This window comes from Streptomyces sp. NPDC002671 (assembly GCF_053592475.1).
Window position 1 is genome coordinate 156196 of sequence record NZ_JBSFVU010000005.1, and the last position, 21032, is coordinate 177227.

Genomic DNA, 21032 nt, shown 5'->3' on the forward strand with positions numbered 1-21032 from the left:
GGTTTCGTCGGCAGCACCCCGGAGGGGTTCCGTGGGGATCGAGAGCGACAAGGTCGTCTACGAGTATCTGAGCCGTGTCGGAGACATCGCGCAGCAGCGCCAGCTGCCGTCGTCCACGCGGATGCGGCTCGTTTCGGAGCTGCGCAACGAGATCGACCGGCACCGCGCCAAGGTGACGGTGGACAGTCCCGCCGCCGTCCGCCGCATCCTGGACCGCCTGGGCACCCCGGACGAGGTGGTCGAGGCGGCGGGAGGCACCACAGGCACCACCGGTACGACGAGCACCACTGGTACGACGAGCGCTCCGCAGCCGCCGTCCGCCGCCGTGCCGGAACAGCCCGCGCCCCGCGATCGGGCGCCGGGGGCGAAGCCGGAGCTGCCGGACCTTCTCAAGAGCCTGCGCAAGGTCGTCCCCCGCCCGCGCCCCGCCGAGCCGGAGCCGCCGGCCGCCCGCGCCGACGGGCCGTCCCCGCCGCACCTGGCCGCCGCGCACGAACTCGGGGAGAGCGTCACGCAGCCCGACTGGATGGGGGTCCCCCCGGTCGAGCAAATTCGAGACTGGTGGAGGGTGGAGGGCGGCAGCAGCCAGCTCGGGTTCGGGACGGCCGGGGATGCCGTACCGGGCTTCGTGGGCGGAGTGGAGATCCCGGAGCTGCTCAGGCGCCCGCCGAAGGAGGAGCCCCAGGAGAGGGAGCAGGCCCCGAAGACAGAGCCGGAACCGGCCGAGGAGCAGGACCCCGGGGCGACCGCCCCCCGCCGCTCCCTCCCGGCCCGCCTCCTGCCCCGCCCCGCCGCCGGCTGGACCAACCCCCTCCTGCTGCTGGCCGCCGCCGCGCTGGTCGCGGGGGCCGTGCTCGGCAACTGGTTCGCGCTGATCCTGGGCTGGCTGATCGCCTGGGGCTCCCGGCGCCTGACGCCCGCCGAGACCAAGTGGGCCGTCATGGTCCTGCCCGGCATGTCGGTCGCGGGCGGTCTGCTCTGGCTGTGGGGCCGCAACACCGGCCGCTGGGGCGCCCCCATAGCCCAGGGCCACATGGGCGACGCCGTGGCAGGCACCTGGCCGTGGGTCGTCCGGGGCGCGGCCACAGCCACGGCCCTGTTCCTGCTCTGGCGCTCCCAGCGCCGCCGCTAGCGGGCCAGGCACAATGGCCCACATGCCCGAGATGAGCCCGATCGCCCCGTGCCCGCTGACCGTGGGTTTCGACCTCGACATGACCCTGATCGACTCCCGGCCAGGGATCCGTGCCTGTTACGTGGCCCTGGCGGAGCGGACGGGGACGTACATCGACGCCGATCTGGCGGTGACGCGGCTCGGGCCGCCGCTGGTGGAGGAGCTGGTCCACTGGTTCCCGGCGGAGCAGATCGACGAGATGGCCGGCCTGTACCGGGAGATGTACCCGGCGATCGCGATAGCCACGACGCCCGCCATGGCCGGAGCCCGCGAGGCGATCGAGGCGGTGCGGGCGGCCGGTGGGCGGACGATGGTCGTCACGGCGAAGTACGAGCCGAATGCCAAGCTGCACCTGTCCCACCTCGGCCTCGTGCCCGACATGGTCGTGGGCGACCTGTGGGCCGAGCAGAAGGCGGTGGCGCTGCGCGAGCACGGCGCGGCCGTGTACGTCGGCGACCACGTCGGAGACGTGCGCGGAGCCCGTACGGCGGGCGCGCTGTCGGTCTGCGTGGCCACCGGGCCCTGCCCGGCGGACGAACTGCGGGCCGCCGGTGCGGATGTCGTGCTCGACGACCTCTCCGCCTTCCCCAACTGGCTCGACGGCTACCGCGAGGCGGCCTCCCGCGCCTGACGGCGTCCGGCGGCGACCGACCGCAGGACACCGGCGCCGGCCAGCAGGAAGCCGACGCCCATGAGCATGCACAGCACGTACATGTACCACGGGAACGGCTTCGCTCCGAGGAACAGCGGGGCCACCGTGACGAGGGTGGACACAGCCCCGATGAAGAAGACGATCGCACCGGCGCGGATCAGTCCGTCACCGGGCCCGGCGGAATTCGTTTGGGTTTTGTCAGGCACGGGACCAGGGTAGTTCCCAGCGCGTAGGAACAACCGGGGGACGTCTTGTCACCGGCCCGAAGACCATTAGCCTTGGTAGCGGCGGGTCATCGTGGACCCGCTCAGTGCTATCAAGAGCCGTTTCCGAAGCATTCCCCAACGAGTACGAGGACGAGGACAGACGTGCCTACCGGCAAGGTCAAGTGGTTCAACACCGAGAAGGGCTTCGGCTTTCTCTCCCGCGACGACGGCGGTGACGTCTTCGTCCACTCCTCGGTTCTCCCCGCCGGAGTCGATTCACTCAAGCCGGGACAGCGCGTGGAGTTCGGGGTGGTCGCCGGTCAGCGCGGTGATCAGGCACTTTCGGTGACAGTGCTCGACCCGACGCCGTCGGTCGCGGCGGCCCAGCGCAAGAAGCCGGACGAACTGGCCTCGATCGTGCAGGATCTGACGACCCTCCTCGAGAACATCACGCCGATGCTGGAGAAGGGCCGCTACCCGGACAAGGCCTCCGGCAAGCAGATCGCCGGCCTGCTGCGGGCGGTCGCCGACCAGCTGGACGTGTGACCGCCCCGCAAGCGAACGTCAGGGGAAATCGAGCGCGTTCGGGCCGAGGGGCGGCAGCAGCCCCTCGGCCGCCGCGCGTGTGAGCAGCCCGCGGATCGCCGCGGCACCTTTTTCTGCCGTCCTTGCGCCGCTTCGCGGGCGGCGGACAGCTGTGCCGGACTCCGTCCGGCTGATGTTGCGGCGGGTGTGCTGCGGTTGCTGTGTGCGCGAAGCTCAGGGAAACGCGAGTGCTTCGGGTCCGAGCGCCGGCACGAGCCCCTCGGCCGCCGCGCGTGTGAGCAGCCCGCGGATCGCCGCGTAGCCGTCCTCGCCGAGGTCGGCGGTGAACTCGTTGACGTACAGGCCGATGTGCTGGTCGGTGACGGCCGGGTCCATCTCCTGGGCGTGCTCCATGACGTACGGCCGGGAGGCCTCGGGGTCGTCCCAGGCGGCTTGCACGGACGCGGTGATGGACTCCGCGAGCCCGCGCAGCGCCTCGGCGCCCAGCGAGCGCTTGGCGATGATCGCGCCCAGCGGGATCGGCAGCCCGGTCGTGCGCTCCCAGTGCTCGCCCATGTCGGCGAGCTTGTGCAGCCCGTAGTTCTGGTACGTGAAGCGCGCCTCGTGGATGACGAGCCCGGCGTCCACCTTGCCGTCCCGCACGGCCGGCATGATCTCGTGGAACGGCAGCACGACGATCTCGCCGACCCCGCCGTCCTTCAGCGTGTCCGCGGCCCACAGCCGGAACAGCAGGTACGCCGTCGAGGTCTGGCTCGGCACGGCGACCGTACGGCCCGTGAGGTCGAGTCCCGCCTCCCGGGTGAGCACCAGCGGCCCGCAGCCCCGGCCCAGCGCGCCGCCGCAGGGCAGCAGCGCGTACTCGTCCAGGACGTACGGCAGGACGGCGTACGACACCTTCAGTACGTCGAACTCTCCGCGCTCGGCCATGCCGTTGGTGAGGTCGATGTCGGCGAAGGTCACGTCCAGCGCGGGCCCGCCGGGGACGCGGCCGTGGGCGAGGGCGTCGAAGACGAAGGTGTCGTTGGGGCAGGGCGAGTACGCGATCTGCAGGGGCTGCTCACCCTGCAACGGCTGCTCACTGCTGATGCTGGTGGTCATACGGGTTCCAACTCTCCAATGCGGGCGCGAGGTTCCCGAAGGCGCCGGTGAGGGCGGCCAGGGCGTCGCCGATGCGCCAGGCGGCGCGGTCGCGCGGGCCGACCGGGTTGGACACCGCGCGCAGCTCCAGCACGGGCACCTTGTGCGCGGCGGCGGCCCCGGCGACCCCGAACCCCTCCATGCCCTCCGCGAGGGCGCGCGGGTGACGGGCGCGCAGCTCGGCGGCGCGGGCGGCGGTGCCGGTCACGGTGGAGACGGTGAGGATCGTTCCGGGGAGGGCGCCGGTGGCTTCGGAGGTGACTCGTACGAGTGATTCCGGCGGCCGGTGGGTGACGGTCCCGAAGCCGAGTTCGGTGACCGGGAGGAAGCCGTCGGCGGTCTCGGCACCCAGATCGGCCACGGTGATCGCGTCGGCGACGACGAGCGAACCGACGGGCGCCTCCGGCTGGAAACCGCCGCCGATCCCGGCCGACACGACGAGACCGTACGGGGCGCCGTCGAGGGCGGCGGCGGTCAGGGCCGCGGCGGTGGAGGCCGCGGCGAGCGCGGGCCCGACACCGGCGGCCAGCAGGTCGTACCCCGAACCGGAGCCGGCGGCGGTCCGCAGGACGGACCCCGCGGGCAGGGAGACCTCCTCGCCCGCCCCCGGGAACGCCCGCGCCACCGCGTCCCGTTCGGCGGGGACAGCGGTGGCCACGAGAATGCGTATGGGGCGGGTGCCGAAGCTGATCAGGCTGATCAGGCCTTCTTCAGCTTGAACGACCAGAAGCCCTTGATGTTCCCGGTCTCGCCCATCTGGATCGAGATGTTGTTGGTGTCGCCCTGGGTGCCGTACTGGGCGTTGAAGAAGGCGCTGCCCGGGATGGTGCGGTACGTCTTCTTGCTGACGTCGGTGAACTGGCGGCCGTTCACCAGGATGACCCAGCCGGCGTCCGCGATCTTCGGTTCGACGCCGAAGCGGACGGTCGCGTCCTGGTCGACCTTGATCGACTTGAGGTTCTCGGCGTTCTTGGCGCACTTCGCCAGCGACTTGGCGTCCAGCTTGTTGCCGTCGTTGTAGCAGAGGGCTTCGGAGTGGATCGAGCTGGAGCCGACGGCGATCGTCGAGATCGGGGTCGGCTTCTCGCAGGCGGTCAGGACGAGCAGTCCTGCGGTAACGGCGCCGGCGGCGGCGACGGCGCGGCGGCGTCGCACAGCGGAATGCATCGTGGTCATGGCCGAAGGCTATCGGGCGCCGGAAGCCGCCCGCCCGAGTGGGGTGCGGCGTGCCCGGTTCGTTACGCCACTCGCGCCCTGGGCCGGCCGCTGTGCCGGGCGGAGTCGAGCAGCCCGCGCAGGGTGCTCAGCCAGCCGGCACCCACCAGTGCGGCGGCCACGGCCATGCCGAGGGTGCCGTTGAGCGGCAGCACGATGCCGACCGCGCCGCCGAACACCCAAGCCATCTGGAGCAGCGTCTCCGAGCGGGCGAACGCCGAGGTCCGCACCAGTTCCGGCACGTCACGCTGGATCAGCGCGTCCAGGGACAGCTTGGCCAGCGCCTGCGCGAACCCGGCGACCGCGGCCAGGCAGGCCACCAGGAAGGCCCCGAAGAACACGGCGGCCACGAGCGCCGTCCCGAGCGCCAGCGCGACCACGGTGACGATGATGATCTCCGGTGCGCGTGTTTTGAGCCACGCCCCCATCGCCGTCCCCAGGGCGTTGCCCGTGCCGGCCGCGCCGCCCACTATCCCGAGCGAAACCGCCGCACTCTCCCCGGTCAGCGGCTGCTCGCGCAGCAGGAAGGCGAGGAAGAAGATCAGGAAGCCGGACAGGCAGCGCAGGGCGGCGTTGGCGCCGAGCGCGTGCGTGACGGCGGGGCCGACGGTCCGCAGCCCCGGCCGCTTCACCGTCTTGCGGAGCGGCCCGTGCAGATGCTCGGCGTCCGCGGCGAGCAGCGCCCTGTCCTCGCCCTTGGCCGAGTCCACCTTGTGCGGCAGGGAGAGGGACAGGAACGTACCCGCCAGGAAGATCACGAAGGCGCCGTAGAGCGGCCAGGGGTCCCCGATGGCGTGCAGCCCCGCCGCCACCGGCGCGGCCACGGCGGTGGCCAGCAACCCGGCGAGGGTGACCCGGGAGTTGGCCTTCACGAGCGAGAACCGGGACGGCAGCAGCCGCGGTACGACGGCACTCCTGACCACCCCGTACGCCTTGGACGCCACGAGCACGCCGAGCGCGGCGGGATACAGCTCCAGACCCCCGCTGGCCACGGCCCCCGAGAGGATGAGCGCGAGCAGGGCGCGGGCCAGCATGGAGCCCGCCATCGCCGCGCGGCGGCCGTGCGGCAGCCGGTCCAGCAGCGGGCCGATGACGGGCGCGAGGACGGTGAAGGGGGCCATGGTGATGGCGAGGTACAGCGCGACGCGCCCGCGCGCCTCGGCGGTGGGTACGGAGAAGAAGATGGTGGACGCGAGCGCGACGGTGATCATGACGTCGCCGGCGCCGTTCACCGCGTGCAGCTCGATCAGCTTGCCGAGCCCCGACTCACCGGCGCCGTGCGCGTGCGTGGCCTTCCGGATACAGCGCGCCGTGCCGGTGAAGGGAGAGCGCAGGGCACGGCCGACCGCGCGGACGGCCCCTCGGAGCCCCGCACCGCCACCTCGCCCACTCCCGCCACCCGCGGCTGCCACCACGCCATAGTGCCCCGAGAACCGTCCGAATAGTGCCGTCACCGCGCACACGAGGCCGACCTTCTCCCCGAGGACCCTGCCCCGCAGGTGGTGTGTTTCGGCCGTCTGAACCCGTTTGTGACGGTGTGCTTCCAGCCGACCGGGACCGACGGGCGGACGGGAGGCACCACCATGGAGCGGCGAAGAATCCCGTCGGTGTAGCGTGCATATCTCAGCCATAACGCAGAATGGATGGCAGAGGTGCGCCCGAGCGCGGTCGGATGCAGACGTCGATGCGGTCCCCAGGTCCGCTCCGTCCGCTTCACCGCCCAGGCAGCCGCACTCATTGAGACGGCGTAGGAGAGAAGCGATACCCGTGAGCGCAGCGACAACGCGAAGCCGCACCCCTGACCGCCTGTGCGCCGAGGCTGTCGACCTCGCCCGCGCCGCAGCCGAGGAGGCCGCCGCGCCCGGCGTGGTCGGCGAGCACGTCGGCCTGGTGTCGGAGGGTGACCGCGTCGTCACGCACTTCTTCGAGTGCAAGGAGTCGGGCTACCGAGGCTGGCGCTGGGCCGCGACGGTCGCCCGCGCCTCCCGTGCCAAGATCGTTACCTTGGACGAGGTCGTCCTCCTCCCTGGCCCCGACGCCCTCCTCGCCCCGGAGTGGGTGCCGTGGAGCGAGCGGCTGCGGCCCGGCGACCTCGGCCCCGGCGATCTGCTCCCCACCGACCAGGAGGACCTGCGCCTGGAGCCCGGCTACACCGGCGAGGAGGCGGCGCCGCCGAACTCGCTCGTCTCCGAGGAACTGGCGGAGCTGGCGGACGCCGAGGACGCGGACGTGACCCCGGGCGCCCCCGCAGTCCAGCCGACGACCCCGTCCCGGGGCTCCATCGCGGCGATCGCCGAGGAACTGGGCATGCGCCGCGCCCGCGTCCTGTCCCGCTACGGCCTGCACGTGGCGGCCGACCGCTGGGAGGAGGCCTACGGCCCGAAGACGCCGATGGCCCAGGCAGCCCCGGCGACCTGCATGACGTGCGGCTTCCTCAACCCCATCGGCGGCTCCCTCGGCCAGGCCTTCGGCGTCTGCGCCAACGAGTTCTCCCCGGCCGACGGCCGCGTGGTCTCCCTGGCGTACGGCTGCGGCGGCCACTCGGAAGCGGCGGTCATGCCGAAGCCGCCCCAGCCGGCGACCCCGGTCATCGACGAGACAAGGGTCGACCCCTTCCCGCTCCGCCCGGCCCGCGACTCGGGCTCGGTCCCGGAGACGGGCGACGAGGAGACGGCGGAACTGGGTCACTCGTAGCGCGGCCCGTCGGGGGCGCGGTGGATGTCGGTGAGGACGGCGCCGGCCGGCCAGCCATGCGGCGACGCCCGGCGCCAGGCAGGCGCTTCCGCTCGCGCCGCAGGTAGCCCTCGGCCTCCAGCTCCCGCAGCGCACTGCCCCCCGGATCGCACCCTCAACAGGGCCGCCACGCCAGCCCAGTTGGCGATGTCCACCCTCGTGAGTGAGTTTGCGCTGCGGGCGCGAGGGGTGGGGCTTGGTGGGGTCCTTTCTCCCCGATGTTCCCTGGGAGAGACCGCACTTGGCGCCGGAGCACGGGTCTCCGGGTCACGGTCGTAGGCCGGAACGGCCTTGTGGGCCCGGGCATTTGGGGTGCGGGCGCGGTATGAGCCGGTGGCGTCTGCAAGGGCGGCGGAGGCGGTGCCGGCCGGGCGTTGCGACCTGCGGAAGGGGCCGTGGTAGGAGCCGTGGAAGGGGCTGCCTCGGCCGCCTCTGGCCATCGGAGGCCGACCTCTCCTAACACGGCCCTCCTCACCCCATCCGCAGCGACACGCCATGTCGGCAGGGGGTGAGCAGCCGTCAGAAGATCACCCAAAGGGTCTAATAGTATGCCAATCTGCCTTATTTTCAGGCGACTTGGCTCTCTCTCAATTTCTGAAAAAGCGGCATGTGAGCGCCATAAATGCCCCGATCGGCGCCCTGGAGCCCAGTTTCGATATGCCCGGCTTGAGGAGTCATGAGTACGTTTGTCACACACCGGCTGACGGGCCGGCATCTCTGAGAGCAAGAGACAGGAGAAGCACCATGAAGGTCTCCCGTTCCACCGTAGTCACGGCCGCTGCGGCAGCCGCCGCAGCTCTGGCCGCGACCGGCATCACCTACGCGTCGGCGGCCTCCGCCCCGGTTGCCTCCGCCCCCGTTGTCTCCGCCCCGGTCGCCCAGGAGGCCCCGGCTGCTGCCGCCCCCCTCGGCGGCGGCGGTGGCGGCAATGGCAACAACAACGGCGGCAATGGCAACGAGCGCGGCAACGACAATGGCGGCAAGGGCCACGAGGGCGAAGAGTACGGCCGGATCATGATCAACGAGCGGTCGTACTTCGCTCACCCGGGCGACTGCATCACCGTGATCAGCGGCCTCGGCGCCAAGACCCTGAACATCCGCAACGACAGCGAGAAGACCGTCGAGGTCTTCCGCGGGGCGGTCTGCGACAACGGCGCTCCCATCGCCACTGTCGGCCCGCACAGCCAGAGCGACGGCGTGCGCCCCCACCACACCAGGGGCATCCACGTCGAAGACGGAGTTGTGGGCAGCTTCCGGGTGGTCCGCGGCCACCACGGGGACTACTGAGCCAGACCGGCTGCATGATGTGGGACCCCGGCCCGCCGGAATCGGGCCGGGGCCCCAGACACCAGCATTCTCCGACAACCCACGCGCCGTGCGCACCTGCCCGAGCCGGACACCAGGCGCCACGCACCTGGTGTCCGGGCGGCCGTCCTTCAGTCACCGGGCGCCTGCCCGGTGACTCCCGTTCGAACGCCGCTTGTTGGCGCGTTCCCCCGCGCCATGGCCGCCGGCCTGCCTCCCGGTGCCTCCCCATCCCCCGAACGGGTGAGGAGGCGCATGTCGCATGCCGGGGGCGGCTCCCTTTCCCCCGTGAGTGAGGTGAGTTATGCGCCTGGTGGAGGACGTGAGCGACGACTCCTATGTCCTGGACATCATCGACATCACATTGACCCCCGCGTGGCCGCGGCTCGGGCGTCAGGTCCGCTGGGAGATGCACGGCCACCTCAAAGAGACCGTCGATCTGACCCGGGTCACCTGCAAGGTGACCATAAAGTTCGGCCCGATCAAGATGCTGGACCGGAGCTACCGGCTGCCCGAACTGCTGGCGGGCATGGGCGCACGGCTGTCGGGCGACCCCCAGCCGCCCGCCGGGCCGTGGCAGCAGGCCTGGAACCTCCAGCTCCCCGAGGCGGTGCCGGTGGCCGAACACCGGATCCACCTGCGCGCGCGGACGGGGAACGGAAAGGACTTCTTCGCCCTGGACCTCCCCCTGAACTTCAGCCGCAGATCCCATCTGGCCACGGCGAGGGACTGACGAGGGACCGACGGGACGCCGGCGCGGGACCGCAGCGGGCCCCGCGCAGCCGCCCCGTCGGACCGACGGCCGTATGAGCGGTACCTTCTTGCTCACCACCACGAGGAGAGTGAACGTGAGCAAGTACGTGCGGCCGGCGGCCGAGGGCGCCGACCCCTTCGGTACCGCCCGTCTGCGCCGCGGTGTGCTCGATGCCTGGGCCACCAGCCCCGCCCGGTTCCGTGAGGACGCCAACGCCGAGGAGGACCTGGTCCTCGGCGGGTACCGGGACCGGCTCGTTGTCGAGCTGGCGCAGAACGCCGCCGACGCCGCCGCCCGGGCGAAAACGCCGGGGCGGCTGCGGCTCACTCTCCGCGAGGGCGTGCTCGTCGCCGCCAACACCGGCGCCCCACTGGACGCCGCCGGCGTCGAGTCGCTGGCCACGCTGCGGGCCTCCGCCAAGCGGGACGCCACCAGCACCCACGGTGCCGTCGGCCGGTTCGGCGTCGGCTTCTCCGCCGTACTCGCCGTCACCGACGAGCCCGCCGTCGTCGGGCGGCACGGCGGTGTGCGCTGGGCGCTGGCCGAGGCGCGGGAGCTGGCCGCCGAGACCGCCCGGCACAGCCCGGGGCTCGGCGACGAGATCCGGCGCCGGGACGGTCACGTACCGCTGCTCCGGCTGCCCTTCGCCGCCGAGGGGACCGCTCCGGACCCGTACGACACCGCCGTCATCCTGCCGCTGCGGGACTCGGCCGCCGCCGATCTCGCCCAGCGGTTGCTGAGCGCCGTCGACGACGCCCTGCTCCTCGCTCTGCCGGGGCTCGACGAGGTCGTCGTGGAGATCGACGACGAGGCACCGCGCACGCTCAGCCGCCGTACCGACGGCCCCTTCACGATCGTGGAGGACTCCCGGGACGGCATCACGCACTGGCGCACCTCCTCCGCGCACGGCCCGCTCACCCCGGAGCTGCTCGCCGACCGGCCGGTCGAGGAGCGGCTGCGCCCGCACTGGTCGGTGACCTGGGCCGTGCCCGTCGATGCCTACGGTGCTCCCGTCCGGCCGCGTACCAGCCCCGTCGTCCACGCGCCCACCCCCAGCGACGAACCCCTCGGCGTCCCCGCGCTGCTCATCGCCTCCTTCCCGCTGGACACCACCCGGCGGCACGCGGCCCCCGGACCCCTCACCGGCTACCTCGTACAGCGGGCGGCGGACGCCTACGCCGAACTCCTCGCCGACTGGCGGCCGGTGACGGCAGGCGCCATCGACCTCGTGCCCGGCCCGCTGGGCAAGGGCGAGCTGGACGGCGCGCTGCGCGAGGCGATCCTGGAGCGGTTGCCGCGCACCCCCTTCCTGCCCCCGGCCCTTGAGCCCAAGGCGCACGACACGGACCTGCCCGAGGTGCTCCGGCCGCGCGACGCCGAGGTCGTGGAGGGCGCGGGCGCCGAGACCGTACGGGTGCTCGCCGAAGTGCTGCCCACCCTGCTGCCCGCCGGGCTGGAGCGGCGCGTCGAGCTGCGCACCCTCGGGGTCGCCCGGCTGCCCCTCGCCGACGCCATCGACCGGCTGGCCGGGCTGGAGAAGGACCCCGACTGGTGGTGGCGCCTCTACGACAGCCTCGCCGGCGTCGATCCCGACCGGCTCTCCGGTCTGCCCGTGCCCCTCGCCGACGGCCGTACGACCATCGGGCCCCGGCAGGTGCTGCTGCCCGTCGCGGACTCGACGGTCATCGACCCCGAGGTCCTGGCGCGGCTCGGGCTGAAGGTGGCCCACCAGGGCGCCGCGCATCCGCTGCTGGAGAAGCTGGGCGCGCTGCCCGCCTCCCCGCGCGCGGTGCTGACCACTCCACAGGTGCGGGCCGCCGTCGCCGCCTCGCTGGACGACGAGGGCGGGATCGGCTGGGAAGAGGACGCCCTCGACGCCGAGGAACTGGCCGACGCCGTCCTCGCCCTGGTCCGGGACGCCGGTCTGGAACCCGGTGACGAGCCCTGGCTGGGCGCCCTCGCGCTGCCCGACGAGGACGGGGAGCCGGCCCCCGCCGGTGAGCTGGTCTTCCCCGGCAGCCCCTTCGCCCGGGTGATCCGCGAGGACGAACTGGCCGCCGTGGATGCCGAACTGGCGGAGAAGTGGGGCGAACAGCCGCTGACCGCCTGCGGGGTGCTCGCGAACTTCGCGCTCGTGCGGGCCACCGATGTCGTGCTCGACCCCGATGAACTGGAGCCCCGCGAGGGTGACTTCGCCGAGCCCGACGACGCCGGGCTGCTCGACGCCGTCGACGTGTGGTGCGAGGACATCCTCGACCGGTTCCCGGACAGCCCGGTGCCCCCCGTGGCCACCGAGCTGGTCGCCGTCCGCGACCTCGACCTCGTGGACGACGACCACTGGCCCGAGGCCCTTGCCCTGCTGGCCCAGCCGCCGCTGCGCGACGCCCTCACCCAGCCGGTGCGGATCCTGCTGCCCGACGGCACCCATGAGGTCGTACGGCCGTACACCGCCTGGTGGTTGCGCGGGCACCCCGTCCTCGACGGGCGCCGGCCGGCCGGGCTGCTCGCCGCCGGTGGGGATCCGCTGCTGCACGGGCTGTACGAGGAGGCCGACGCCACCGGGTTCGAGGACGAGCAGGTGCTGCGGGCGCTCGGCGTGCGGACCTCCGTGGCCGCCCTGCTGGACGAGCCCGGTGGCGCCGCCGAGCTGCTGGAGCGGCTGGCCGATCCGGAGCGGCCGGTCTCCTCCGCCCAACTGCACGGGCTCTACGGTGCCTTGGCGGACCTGGACCCCGAGCAGGTGACCCTGCCGGACGACCTGCGGGCCGTGATCGACGGGCGGGTGGAGGTCGTGGACGCGGCCGAGGCCGTGGTGGTCGACTCGCCCGACCTGCTGCCGTTCACCTCCGGGGTCCCGCTGCTGCCCGTCCGGCCGGCGCGCGCCGCCGAGCTGGCCGAGCTGTTCCAGGTGCGGCGGCTGAGCGAGTCCGTCACCGGCGAGGTGCACTCCGCGGGCACCGAGCACGACGTGCCGGAGTCGGTGCGGGTGCTGCTCGGGCCGCGCACGCCCGGCACCTATGTCGAGCACGACGAACTGGTCGTGGACGGCGTGGAGATCGACTGGCGGCTCACCGACGACGGCGTGCTGCACGCGGCCACCCTGGAGGGTGTCGCCGCGGGCCTCGCCTGGGCGGCGGGTCAGTGGCCGCGCCGTTTCGAGGTGGCCGCCCTGCTCGAAGACCCGTCGCGGACCGAGGAGTTGGCCCGGGATCGGTGGTTCGACTGACCCCGACAACTCCCACACCGAATTCTTACTTCTAGTACAACCTTCTACGGTCCCCCCGGGTCACATGTGCAGGAGTCATAAGACTCCCCAGATTGGAACGTGGGGACAACACATGCGCATTCGTGCCTCTGTCGCCGTCATCACCGGCGCTCTGGCTCTGTCCGCCCTCGCTGCTCCGGCCGCCTTTGCCGCGCCGGCCGACTTCGGCGATGGCGACACCGCGATCACCAAGGTGGTCGTGGGCAGTAACAACAAGGTGGAGTTCGGCACCTACTACGCGAAGACCATCACGGTCAGCGTCACGGCGTCGGACGACTCGGGCATCAAGAGCATGGACGAGTTCCAGCTCAGTGGGCCCAACGGCGGTTTCCTGATGACGAGCAAGCCCACCTGCACGGCCGTCAGCGCCACCACCTCCACCTGCAAGGCGTCCGTGAAGGTCGACCCGAAGGTCGACTACCTCATGAACAACATGGCCGGCACCTGGTACGCCGAGGCCTGGGTCGACGCCAACGACGGCGACTACATCGGGAAGGAGAAGGCCGGTTCCTTCCTGTTCCGGCGCTCCTCCCACGCGGCCTCCAACGCCTCGCCGGAACCGGTGGCCAAGGGCAAGACCATCACTGTCACCGGTTCCCTCACCCGGGCCAACTGGGAGACCCTCAAGTACGGCGGCTACGGCTCCCAGTCGGTGAAGCTGCAGTACCAGAAGAAGGGCACCACCACCTGGACCACGCTGAAGACCGTCACCTCGTCGTCCACGGGCTACCTGAAGGCGACCACCACGGCGACGGCCGACGGCTACTTCCGCTACTCCTACGCGGGCAGCACGACGACCGCGGGCTCCAACTCCGTCTCCGACTTCGTCGACGTGCAGTAAGTCCGCTCGGTAAGTACCACCCCCCACGTTTCCAGGGGGTCCGGGCGATCGGCAGGCCGACCGGCCTTCGACCACCCGGACCTCGAGTCCACCTGTCTCCAGACTGGGGAACGCACATGCGTATTCGCGCCACCGTGGCCGCCGTCTCCGGCGCCCTGGCCCTGTCCGCCCTCGCCGCGCCGGCCGCCCTGGCCACCGACGCCCCGCAGCACAGCCGCGCCGACCTCGTGAAGGCCGCCCACGCCGCCCACCAGGCCTCCTCGGGCAAGGCCGGGTTCAGCGGCGTCGCCGCCGACACCGGCGAGCCGTACGCGCTGAACCTGACCTTCTCCAACGTGAAGGTCAACAACGGCAAGCCGATCGTCGCGGGCACCACCAACAAGGTCTCCGTGCCGACGAGTTTCACGGTCACGCACGACGCCGGCTTCGACCTGCACGCCTCCGACGTCAACCTGGACGTGGACCTCTACCGCGGCTCCTACAGCGACCCGGAGAACATCCGGTACCTCTTCGGCGACGACTGGCCGACCTGCACCGACACCTCGGCGACCACCGCGACCTGCAAGGGCACCATCGACGTCTACCCGGACGTCGAGCTGGTCAACGCCGATGCCGCCACCTGGACGGCCGAGGGCTACGCCTTCGACTGGAACGACCAGGACCCGATGTCGGACAACATCGACTGGAGCAAGGTCGGCTACGCCGGCCAGGACGCGCTGGCCAAGGTCAAGCTCCAGCGTTACTCCAAGCTGACCGCCAACGCCTCCCCAGAGCCGGTGGCCAAGGGCAAGACCATCACCGTCACCGGTTACCTCACCCGGGCCAACTGGGAGACGCACAAGTACGCGGGCTACACCAACCAGCCCGTGCAGCTGCAGTTCTTCAAGAAGGGCGGCACCTCGTACACCACCCTGAAGACCACCACGTCGTCCTCCACGACGGGCTACCTGAAGACGACGACCACCGCGACCGTCGACGGCTACTACCGCTTCTACTTCGCGGGCACCTCGACCACCCCGGCGGTCAAGTCCGCGGCTGACTTCGTCGACGTGCAGTAAGCCCCCGACGTGCAGTAAGCACCCCATTCCGGCCCCGGCGCGGCTTTCCTCCGCCGGGGCCGGAATGCTTCCTCTCACTTATGCAACGGATCAGCAATCGGCGCACAAAATCTGGCTGCGGCGGGCAACGGCCGTACAACCAGTCGCATCCCCCCGTGATCTGATCGCTTGAGTCAACCGACTCCTTGATCACTTCTCCCTCCAAGGGAACGCACATGCGCATACGTGCCGCTGTGGCCGCCGTCTCCGGCGCCCTGGCCCTGTCCGCTCTTGTTGTGCCGTCGGCCGCGCAGGCCGCCACCGACTCGGGCACGCCGTACACGCTGAACGCCAGCTTCTCGAACCTTTCGATCGCCAAGGCGGTCAAGGTCGGGACCACCAACGAGGTCAGCGTCAAGTACACGTACACGCTGACCCACGGCTCCGACGTGAACATCGCCGCGACGGACTTCTATACGGACGCCTATCTCTACAAGGGCAGCTTCGACACCCCGACCGGCGAGCTGGACGGCGACAACCCGGCGACCTGCACGCCCACCTCGTCCACCACCGCCACCTGCACGGGCTACGTCAACATCTACCCGGCCGACCACTACCTGAAGAACGCCTGGTCCGGCAGCTGGAGCGTGGCCGCCGAGGCCATCGCCTTCAACGGCCAGGACCAGAACAACCCTGACATGAGCAAGGTCGGCTTCAAGGACCAGAGCGGCATGGCCACCACCCTGGTGCAGCGCTACTCCAAGCTCACCGCCGACGCCACGCCCGAGCCGGTGAAGAAGGGCGCGACCATCACGGTCACCGGCAAGCTCACCCGAGCCGACTGGGAGCACGGCACGTACAACGCGGTCGGCGGCCAGTCGGTGAAGCTGCAGTTCCAGGCGAAGGGCAGCACCACCTGGACCACGCTGAAGACCGTCACGTCGGCCACCACGGGCGACGTGAAGACGACGACCACCGCCTCGGTCGACGGCTACTACCGCTACAGCTACGCGGGCGCCACGTCGACGCCCGGCGTCAACTCGGCGTCTGACTTCGTCGACGTCCAGTAAGACCGAGCGCTAAGCAGGAACGCGGCGGCCGACCCAGCTCCAGATGAGCTCCAGGACGGCCGCCGCCACCACCGCCAGGCCGACCGCCGTCCACGGCATGGTGACGCCCACCAGCTTCAGGGCGAAGAAGCTCTGCAGGGACGGCACGGCCAGGACGAGGACGAAGGACAGGCCCATCGCGGCCACCAGGGCGATCCGCCACCAGGTGTAGGGGCGGGCGATGATCGCCAGGACCCACATCGAGATCAGGAACAGGGTCAGCGTCGCCGCACTGGTCTCGGCGTCCAGCTGGCCGGGCCCGGTGTAGTAGTGCCGGGCGACCAGGTACATCACGAAGGTCGCCACCCCGGCCACCACGCCCCCCGGGATCGAGTACCGCATCACCTGCCGTACGAAGTGCGGGCGCGCGCGTTCCTTGTTCGGGGCGAGGGCCAGGAAGAAGGCGGGGACACCGATGGTGAGGGTGGACAGCAGGGTCAGGTGCCGGGGCAGGAAGGGGTACTCGACCCCCCAGCACACCACCAGCACGGCCAGCAGCACCGAGTAGACCGTCTTCACCAGGAACAGCGTCGCCACCCGCGTGATATTGCCGATCACCCGGCGGCCCTCGCCGACCACCGACGGCAGCGTGGCGAAGCTGTTGTTCAGCAGCACGATCTGCGCGACCGCCCGGGTCGCCTCCGAGCCCGAGCCCATGGCCACGCCGATGTCCGCGTCCTTGAGGGCCAGTACGTCGTTCACGCCGTCGCCGGTCATCGCGACCGTGTGCCCGCGCGACTGGAGCGCGCCGACCATGTCCCGCTTCTGCTGCGGGGTGACCCGGCCGAAGACGGTCGCCTCGTCCAGCGCGTCCGCCATCTCCGCCCGGCCGGCGGGCAGCCGCCGCGCGTCCACCGCGGAGCCCTTGAGCCCCAGCTTGGCGGCGACCGCGCCGACGGAGACCGCGTTGTCCCCGGAGATGACCTTGGCCCGTACGTCCTGCTCGGCGAAGTAGTGCAGGGTTTCGGCCGCGTCGGGGCGCAGCCGCTGCTCCAGCACCACGAGCGCGGTGGGGCGGGCGCCGCGGGCCGGGTCGGGCTCGTCCAGTTCGCGGGTGGCGCGGGCGAGGAGGAGGACCCGCAGGCCCTGTTCGTTGAGGCGCTCGGTCTCGGCCAGGGCTGGGTCGTCGGGGGCGAGCAGGACGTCGGGGGCGCCCAGCAGCCAGGTGCTGGCCTCGCCGTCGCCCTCGCTGAAGGCGGCGCCGCTGTACTTGCGGGCGGAGGAGAAGGGCAGCGACTCGATGCAGCGCCACTCCTCGCTGTCCGGGAAGGCGTCGATGACGGCCTGGAGGGAGGCGTTGGGGCGCGGGTCGGACTCGCCGAGGGCGCCGAGCACCTTGCGCACGTACGACTCGTCGTAGCCGTCGAGGGTCCGCAGCTCGCTGACGTCCATGCCGCCCTCGGTGAGCGTGCCGGTCTTGTCCAGGCAGACCGTGTCGACGCGGGCCAGGCCCTCGATGGCCGGGAGTTCCTGCACAAGACACTGCTGCCGGCCCAGCCGGATCACCCCGATCGCGAAGGCGACCGAGGTGAGCAGCACCAGCCCCTCCGGGACCATCGGGACGATGCCGCCGACGGTGCGGGCGACGGCGTCCTTGAACCCGTAGTTCTTGACGACGAGCTGCGTGATGACGAGTCCGATGGCCGCCGGGACCATCATCCAGGTCACGTACTTGAGGATCGTGGAGATGCCGGTGCGCAGCTCGGAGTGGACGAGGGTGAAGCGGGAGGCCTCCTCGGCGAGCTGGGCGGCGTACGCCTCCCGGCCCACCTTGGTCGCCTGGAAGGCACCGCCGCCGGCGACCACGAAGCTGCCCGACATGACCGGGTCGCCGGGGCGTTTGACGACGGGGTCGGCCTCGCCGGTGAGCAGCGACTCGTCGATCTCCAGCCCGTCGGCCTCGGCGCACACGCCGTCCACGACGATCTTGTCGCCGGGGCCCGTCTCGATGAGGTCGCCCAGCACGATCTCGCTTGTGGCGATCTCGACGGCGTTGCCGTCCCGCCGTACGGTCGGCCGGGCCTCGCCGATCACGGCGAGCGAGTCCAGGGTCTGCTTGGCGCGCCATTCCTGGACGATGCCGATGCCGGTGTTGGCGAGGATCACGAAGCCGAAGAAGCTGTCCTGGATCGGCGCGACGGACAGCATGACCACCCAGAGCACGCCGATGATCGCGTTGAACCGGGTGAAGACGTTCGCGCGGACGATCTCCCCGAACGACCGGCTGCTGCGCACCGGAACGTCGTTGACCTGCCCGCGTGCCACTCTCTCGGCGACTTCGGCAGTAGTCAGCCCGGCCGGCCGGCCCTCGGGCAGGGCCATGGGATGGACGGGGTCGAGTTCAGCGCCCGCGTCTATGTGGGACATGCATTCGACGTTACGTGCGGTTCTGCCCGCCCGCCCACCGAATCGCTCGGATCAGAAGTTCAGCCCTGGCCGGAGCCCAGCGCGGCGGCCCGCTTGATCGCCGCGTCGCGCCTGCGGACGTACCAGATGCCGATCAGGCCGAGCCCGCCGCCGGCCAGGCAGGTCCAGAGCCACCACAGGTGGCCGTGGTCGTGGAACCAGCCGTAGAAGGGCAGCTGGACCAGGAAGAGGACGAACCACACGATCGTGCCGCCGGTGATGGTGGCGACCACAGGCCCCTCCAGGGGCTCCGGCGCCTCGTGCTTCGGGGTCCACTTAGCCATGGCAGACAGCTTACGAGGCGATTGGGTCTACGCGCGGAGATAGCGTGCGTCGAACTCATATGTTCATACTGAAACCGTTTGCGTCTGTCCACTTCTGCTCGTAGGAACCTCTAATGCCCACCTCGGCCCCCGCCAAGGTCCCCACCCCCGAACAGCACGGGCGGACGCCCGTTTTCGGCTTCCTCGACCGTTACTTCCGCATCTCCGAGCGCGGCAGCTCCGTGGCCCGCGAGATCCGCGGCGGTTTCGCCACCTTCTTCGCGATGGCCTACATCATCGTGCTGAACCCGATCATCCTCGGCAGCGCGAAGGACATGTACGGGCATCACCTGGACCACGGCCAGCTGGTCACGGCGACGGCGCTGACGGCCGCCTTCACCACCCTGCTCATGGGCGTCATCGGCAACGTCCCGATCGCGCTGGCCGCCGGCCTCGGTGTGAACACGGTCGTCGCGCTCCAGCTCGCGCCCCGGATGACCTGGCCGGACGCGATGGGCATGGTCGTCCTCGCCGGTTTCATCGTCATGCTGCTCGTCGCCACCGGGCTGCGTGAGCGCGTGATGAACGCCGTGCCCTACGGCCTGCGCAAGGCCATCTCCATCGGTATCGGCCTGTTCATCATGCTGATCGGCCTCGTGGACTCCGGCTTCGTCAGCCGTATCCCGGACATCGCCCAGACCACCGTCCCGCTCCAGCTCGGCGGCGACGGTCACCTCAACGGCTGGCCGGTCCTGGTCTTCATCCTCGGCTCCCTGCTCACGCTCGCGCTGATCGTCCGCAAGGTCTCCGGCGCCATCCTGATCTCCATCGTGTCGATGACCGTCCTCGCGATGATCATCAACGCGGTCACCAAGGTGCCGTCCTGGGGCCTGACCACCCCGAAGTGGCCGGGCAACCCGGTCTCCAGCCCCGACTTCGGCCTGATCGGCCAGGTCAGCCTGTTCGGCGGCTTCCACCGGGTCGGCATCCTGACCGGCACCCTCTTCGTCTTCACCGTGCTGCTGTCGTCCTTCTTCGACGCCATGGGCACGATCATGGGCGTCGCCGACGAGGCCAAGCTGACCGACGCCCAGGGCTACATGCCGGGCATCAACAAGGTCCTCTTCATCGACGGCATCGCCGTGGCCGCGGGCGGCGCCAGCTCCTCCTCGGCCACCACCTGCTTCGTGGAGTCCACGGCGGGTGTCGGCGAGGGCGCCCGCACCGGCCTCGCGAACGTCGTCACGGGCAGCCTGTTCGCCGCCGCGCTGTTCCTGACGCCGGTCGCCACGATGGTCCCGTCCCAGGCCGCGACCCCGGCGCTGCTCACGGTGGGCTTCCTGATCCTGGCCGGCTCCGTCAAGGAGATCGACTGGGCGGACTTCACCATCGCCATCCCGGCCTTCGTGACCATGGTGATGATGCCGTTCACCTACTCGATCACCAACGGCATCGGCATGGGCTTCATCACCTTCGTGGTGCTGCGCCTCGCGGCCGGCCGCGCCAGGGAGATCCCGGCGGCGATGTACGTCGTGTCGGCCGTCTTCGCCTTCTACTATCTGATGCCGGCCCTGGGTCTGACCTGATCGGTCCGCTACGGCGTCAGGTGACGCCGTAGAACTTCTCCGTCTCCTCGACGGCGGTCTGGAACCGTTCGTCGAAGTCGTCCCGAATGAGCGTGCGGACCACGTAGTCCTGCACGCTCATTCCTCTTTTCGCCGCATGGAGCCGGAGCCTCTCTAGCAGCTCCCCGTCTATCCGCAGGCTGAGCACACTGGTCGCCATGCCTACGAGAGTGGCCACATCCGGCCACCCCGCGGGTCACTTTCCGGAACCTCCTCACCCGTACGGGTGATCAGTGGGTTCAGTGACCGTCATCACGGGCATTCGGGCGTGTTCCGTTGGTCTTTAGAGAGGGTAATGAGTTACTCTAAAGAACATGCCGGACCTAACCCATGGCGACGACGCTGCCGCCGTGAACGCTCTTCGCTCCGCAGTGATGCGGCTGTCCCGTCGGCTCAAGCACCAGCGGGTCGACGAGTCGCTGAGCCCCACCGAGATGTCGGTGCTCGGCACCCTCTCCCGCTGCGGCTCCGCCACCCCCGGTGAACTCGCCCGCAAGGAGCACGTCCAGCCGCCGTCGATGACCCGCATCGTCGCGCTGCTGGAGGCCAAGGGGCTGGTCAGGCTGGAGCCGCACCCCGAGGACCGGCGCCAGAAGGTCGTCACCCAGACCGAGCAGGCCGAGGCGATGCTCGAAGAGAGCCGCCGCAAGCGCAACGCGTTCCTGGCCGGCCTGGTCGAGGGCCTCGACGAGGACGAGTGGGCCAAACTGCGCGCCGCCGCCCCCGTGCTGGAGAAGCTCGCGCACCTGTAAGCAGTCCCCCTGAGG

20 protein-coding genes are annotated in these 21032 nt (G+C 70.9%); 12 read left to right on the top strand and 8 right to left on the bottom strand.

The genetic code is table 11. The annotated features are described in order from the left end of the window. Window positions 1-31 precede the first annotated feature (31 nt). Both ACWD35_RS09500 and ACWD35_RS09505 read left to right on the top strand, forming a co-directional pair. Window positions 32-1132: a hypothetical protein gene (locus ACWD35_RS09500; protein WP_451350585.1), complete on the top strand. Its 1101-nt coding sequence runs from the start codon at window positions 32-34 to the stop codon at window positions 1130-1132. Between the two features lie 13 nt (window positions 1133-1145). Further along, entirely contained in the window at window positions 1146-1802 is a 657-nt protein-coding gene (locus ACWD35_RS09505) for an HAD family hydrolase (protein WP_451350586.1), read from the top strand. Here the strand turns inward: ACWD35_RS09505 and ACWD35_RS09510 are convergent. Beyond that, window positions 1775-2029: a hypothetical protein gene (locus tag ACWD35_RS09510; RefSeq protein ID WP_451350587.1), complete on the bottom strand. Its 255-nt coding sequence runs from the start codon at window positions 2027-2029 to the stop codon at window positions 1775-1777. The two genes, ACWD35_RS09505 and ACWD35_RS09510, sit on opposite strands and share 28 nt — an antisense overlap. 162 nt (window positions 2030-2191) lie before the next feature. On the opposite strand from ACWD35_RS09510, the gene ACWD35_RS09515 reads away from it, so the two are divergent. Next, a complete protein-coding gene (locus tag ACWD35_RS09515; protein ID WP_451350588.1) occupies window positions 2192-2575 on the top strand; it encodes a cold-shock protein in 384 nt (127 codons plus the stop codon). A gap of 213 nt (window positions 2576-2788) precedes the next feature. On the opposite strand, the gene ACWD35_RS09520 is transcribed toward ACWD35_RS09515, so the two are convergent. From ACWD35_RS09520 to ACWD35_RS09535, 4 genes are all read right to left on the bottom strand, one after another. Then, on the bottom strand, window positions 2789-3673 hold the full coding sequence (locus tag ACWD35_RS09520) for a 1,4-dihydroxy-6-naphthoate synthase (protein ID WP_451350589.1): 885 nt from the start codon (window positions 3671-3673) through the stop codon (window positions 2789-2791). Beyond that, window positions 3651-4382, bottom strand: a complete 732-nt coding sequence (locus tag ACWD35_RS09525) for a futalosine hydrolase (protein ID WP_451350809.1) — start codon at window positions 4380-4382, stop codon at window positions 3651-3653. Before ACWD35_RS09525 ends, ACWD35_RS09520 begins: the two co-directional genes overlap by 23 nt. Before the next feature lie 29 nt (window positions 4383-4411). Then, a complete protein-coding gene (locus tag ACWD35_RS09530; protein ID WP_451350590.1) occupies window positions 4412-4888 on the bottom strand; it encodes a DUF2771 domain-containing protein in 477 nt (158 codons plus the stop codon). Between the two features lie 62 nt (window positions 4889-4950). Then, entirely contained in the window at window positions 4951-6342 is a 1392-nt protein-coding gene (locus tag ACWD35_RS09535) for an MFS transporter (RefSeq protein ID WP_451350810.1), read from the bottom strand. Window positions 6343-6694: 352 nt separating this feature from the next. On the opposite strand from ACWD35_RS09535, the gene ACWD35_RS09540 reads away from it, so the two are divergent. The 7 genes from ACWD35_RS09540 to ACWD35_RS09570 all read left to right on the top strand — a co-directional run bounded on the left by ACWD35_RS09540 (window position 6695) and on the right by ACWD35_RS09570 (window position 15932). After that, on the top strand, window positions 6695-7621 hold the full coding sequence (locus tag ACWD35_RS09540; RefSeq protein WP_451350591.1) for a DUF3027 domain-containing protein: 927 nt from the start codon (window positions 6695-6697) through the stop codon (window positions 7619-7621). 783 nt (window positions 7622-8404) lie between these two features. Then, on the top strand, window positions 8405-8947 hold the full coding sequence (locus tag ACWD35_RS09545) for a hypothetical protein (RefSeq protein ID WP_451350592.1): 543 nt from the start codon (window positions 8405-8407) through the stop codon (window positions 8945-8947). Window positions 8948-9287: 340 nt separating this feature from the next. After that, window positions 9288-9698 (top strand): hypothetical protein, encoded by a 411-nt coding sequence (locus ACWD35_RS09550; protein ID WP_451350593.1) that lies wholly within the window; start codon window positions 9288-9290, stop codon window positions 9696-9698. A 115-nt stretch (window positions 9699-9813) separates the two neighbouring features. Then, on the top strand, window positions 9814-12945 hold the full coding sequence (locus ACWD35_RS09555; RefSeq protein ID WP_451350594.1) for a sacsin N-terminal ATP-binding-like domain-containing protein: 3132 nt from the start codon (window positions 9814-9816) through the stop codon (window positions 12943-12945). 112 nt (window positions 12946-13057) lie between these two features. Continuing rightward, window positions 13058-13825 carry a calcium-binding protein gene (locus ACWD35_RS09560; protein ID WP_451350595.1) on the top strand — a complete coding sequence of 256 codons (768 nt, stop codon included), beginning with the start codon at window positions 13058-13060 and terminating at the stop codon, window positions 13823-13825. 116 nt (window positions 13826-13941) lie between these two features. Beyond that, window positions 13942-14883 carry a hypothetical protein gene (locus ACWD35_RS09565; RefSeq protein WP_451350596.1) on the top strand — a complete coding sequence of 314 codons (942 nt, stop codon included), beginning with the start codon at window positions 13942-13944 and terminating at the stop codon, window positions 14881-14883. 215 nt (window positions 14884-15098) lie between these two features. Continuing rightward, window positions 15099-15932: a hypothetical protein gene (locus ACWD35_RS09570; RefSeq protein ID WP_451350597.1), complete on the top strand. Its 834-nt coding sequence runs from the start codon at window positions 15099-15101 to the stop codon at window positions 15930-15932. A gap of 9 nt (window positions 15933-15941) precedes the next feature. Here the strand turns inward: ACWD35_RS09570 and ACWD35_RS09575 are convergent, their stop codons facing one another. Next, window positions 15942-18338, bottom strand: a complete 2397-nt coding sequence (locus tag ACWD35_RS09575; protein WP_451350598.1) for an HAD-IC family P-type ATPase — start codon at window positions 18336-18338, stop codon at window positions 15942-15944. A 59-nt stretch (window positions 18339-18397) separates the two neighbouring features. Then, window positions 18398-18661: a DUF2530 domain-containing protein gene (locus tag ACWD35_RS09580; RefSeq protein ID WP_451350599.1), complete on the bottom strand. Its 264-nt coding sequence runs from the start codon at window positions 18659-18661 to the stop codon at window positions 18398-18400. Between the two features lie 113 nt (window positions 18662-18774). Between ACWD35_RS09580 and ACWD35_RS09585 the strand changes: the two genes are divergently transcribed. Next, window positions 18775-20226: an NCS2 family permease gene (locus tag ACWD35_RS09585; protein WP_451350600.1), complete on the top strand. Its 1452-nt coding sequence runs from the start codon at window positions 18775-18777 to the stop codon at window positions 20224-20226. Between the two features lie 16 nt (window positions 20227-20242). Here the strand turns inward: ACWD35_RS09585 and ACWD35_RS09590 are convergent, their stop codons facing one another. After that, a complete protein-coding gene (locus ACWD35_RS09590; RefSeq protein WP_451350601.1) occupies window positions 20243-20425 on the bottom strand; it encodes a ribbon-helix-helix protein, CopG family in 183 nt (60 codons plus the stop codon). 154 nt (window positions 20426-20579) lie between these two features. Here ACWD35_RS09590 and ACWD35_RS09595 point away from each other — a divergent pair, with 154 nt between their 5' ends. Further along, window positions 20580-21017: a MarR family winged helix-turn-helix transcriptional regulator gene (locus ACWD35_RS09595; RefSeq protein ID WP_351543776.1), complete on the top strand. Its 438-nt coding sequence runs from the start codon at window positions 20580-20582 to the stop codon at window positions 21015-21017. Window positions 21018-21032 lie beyond the last annotated feature (15 nt).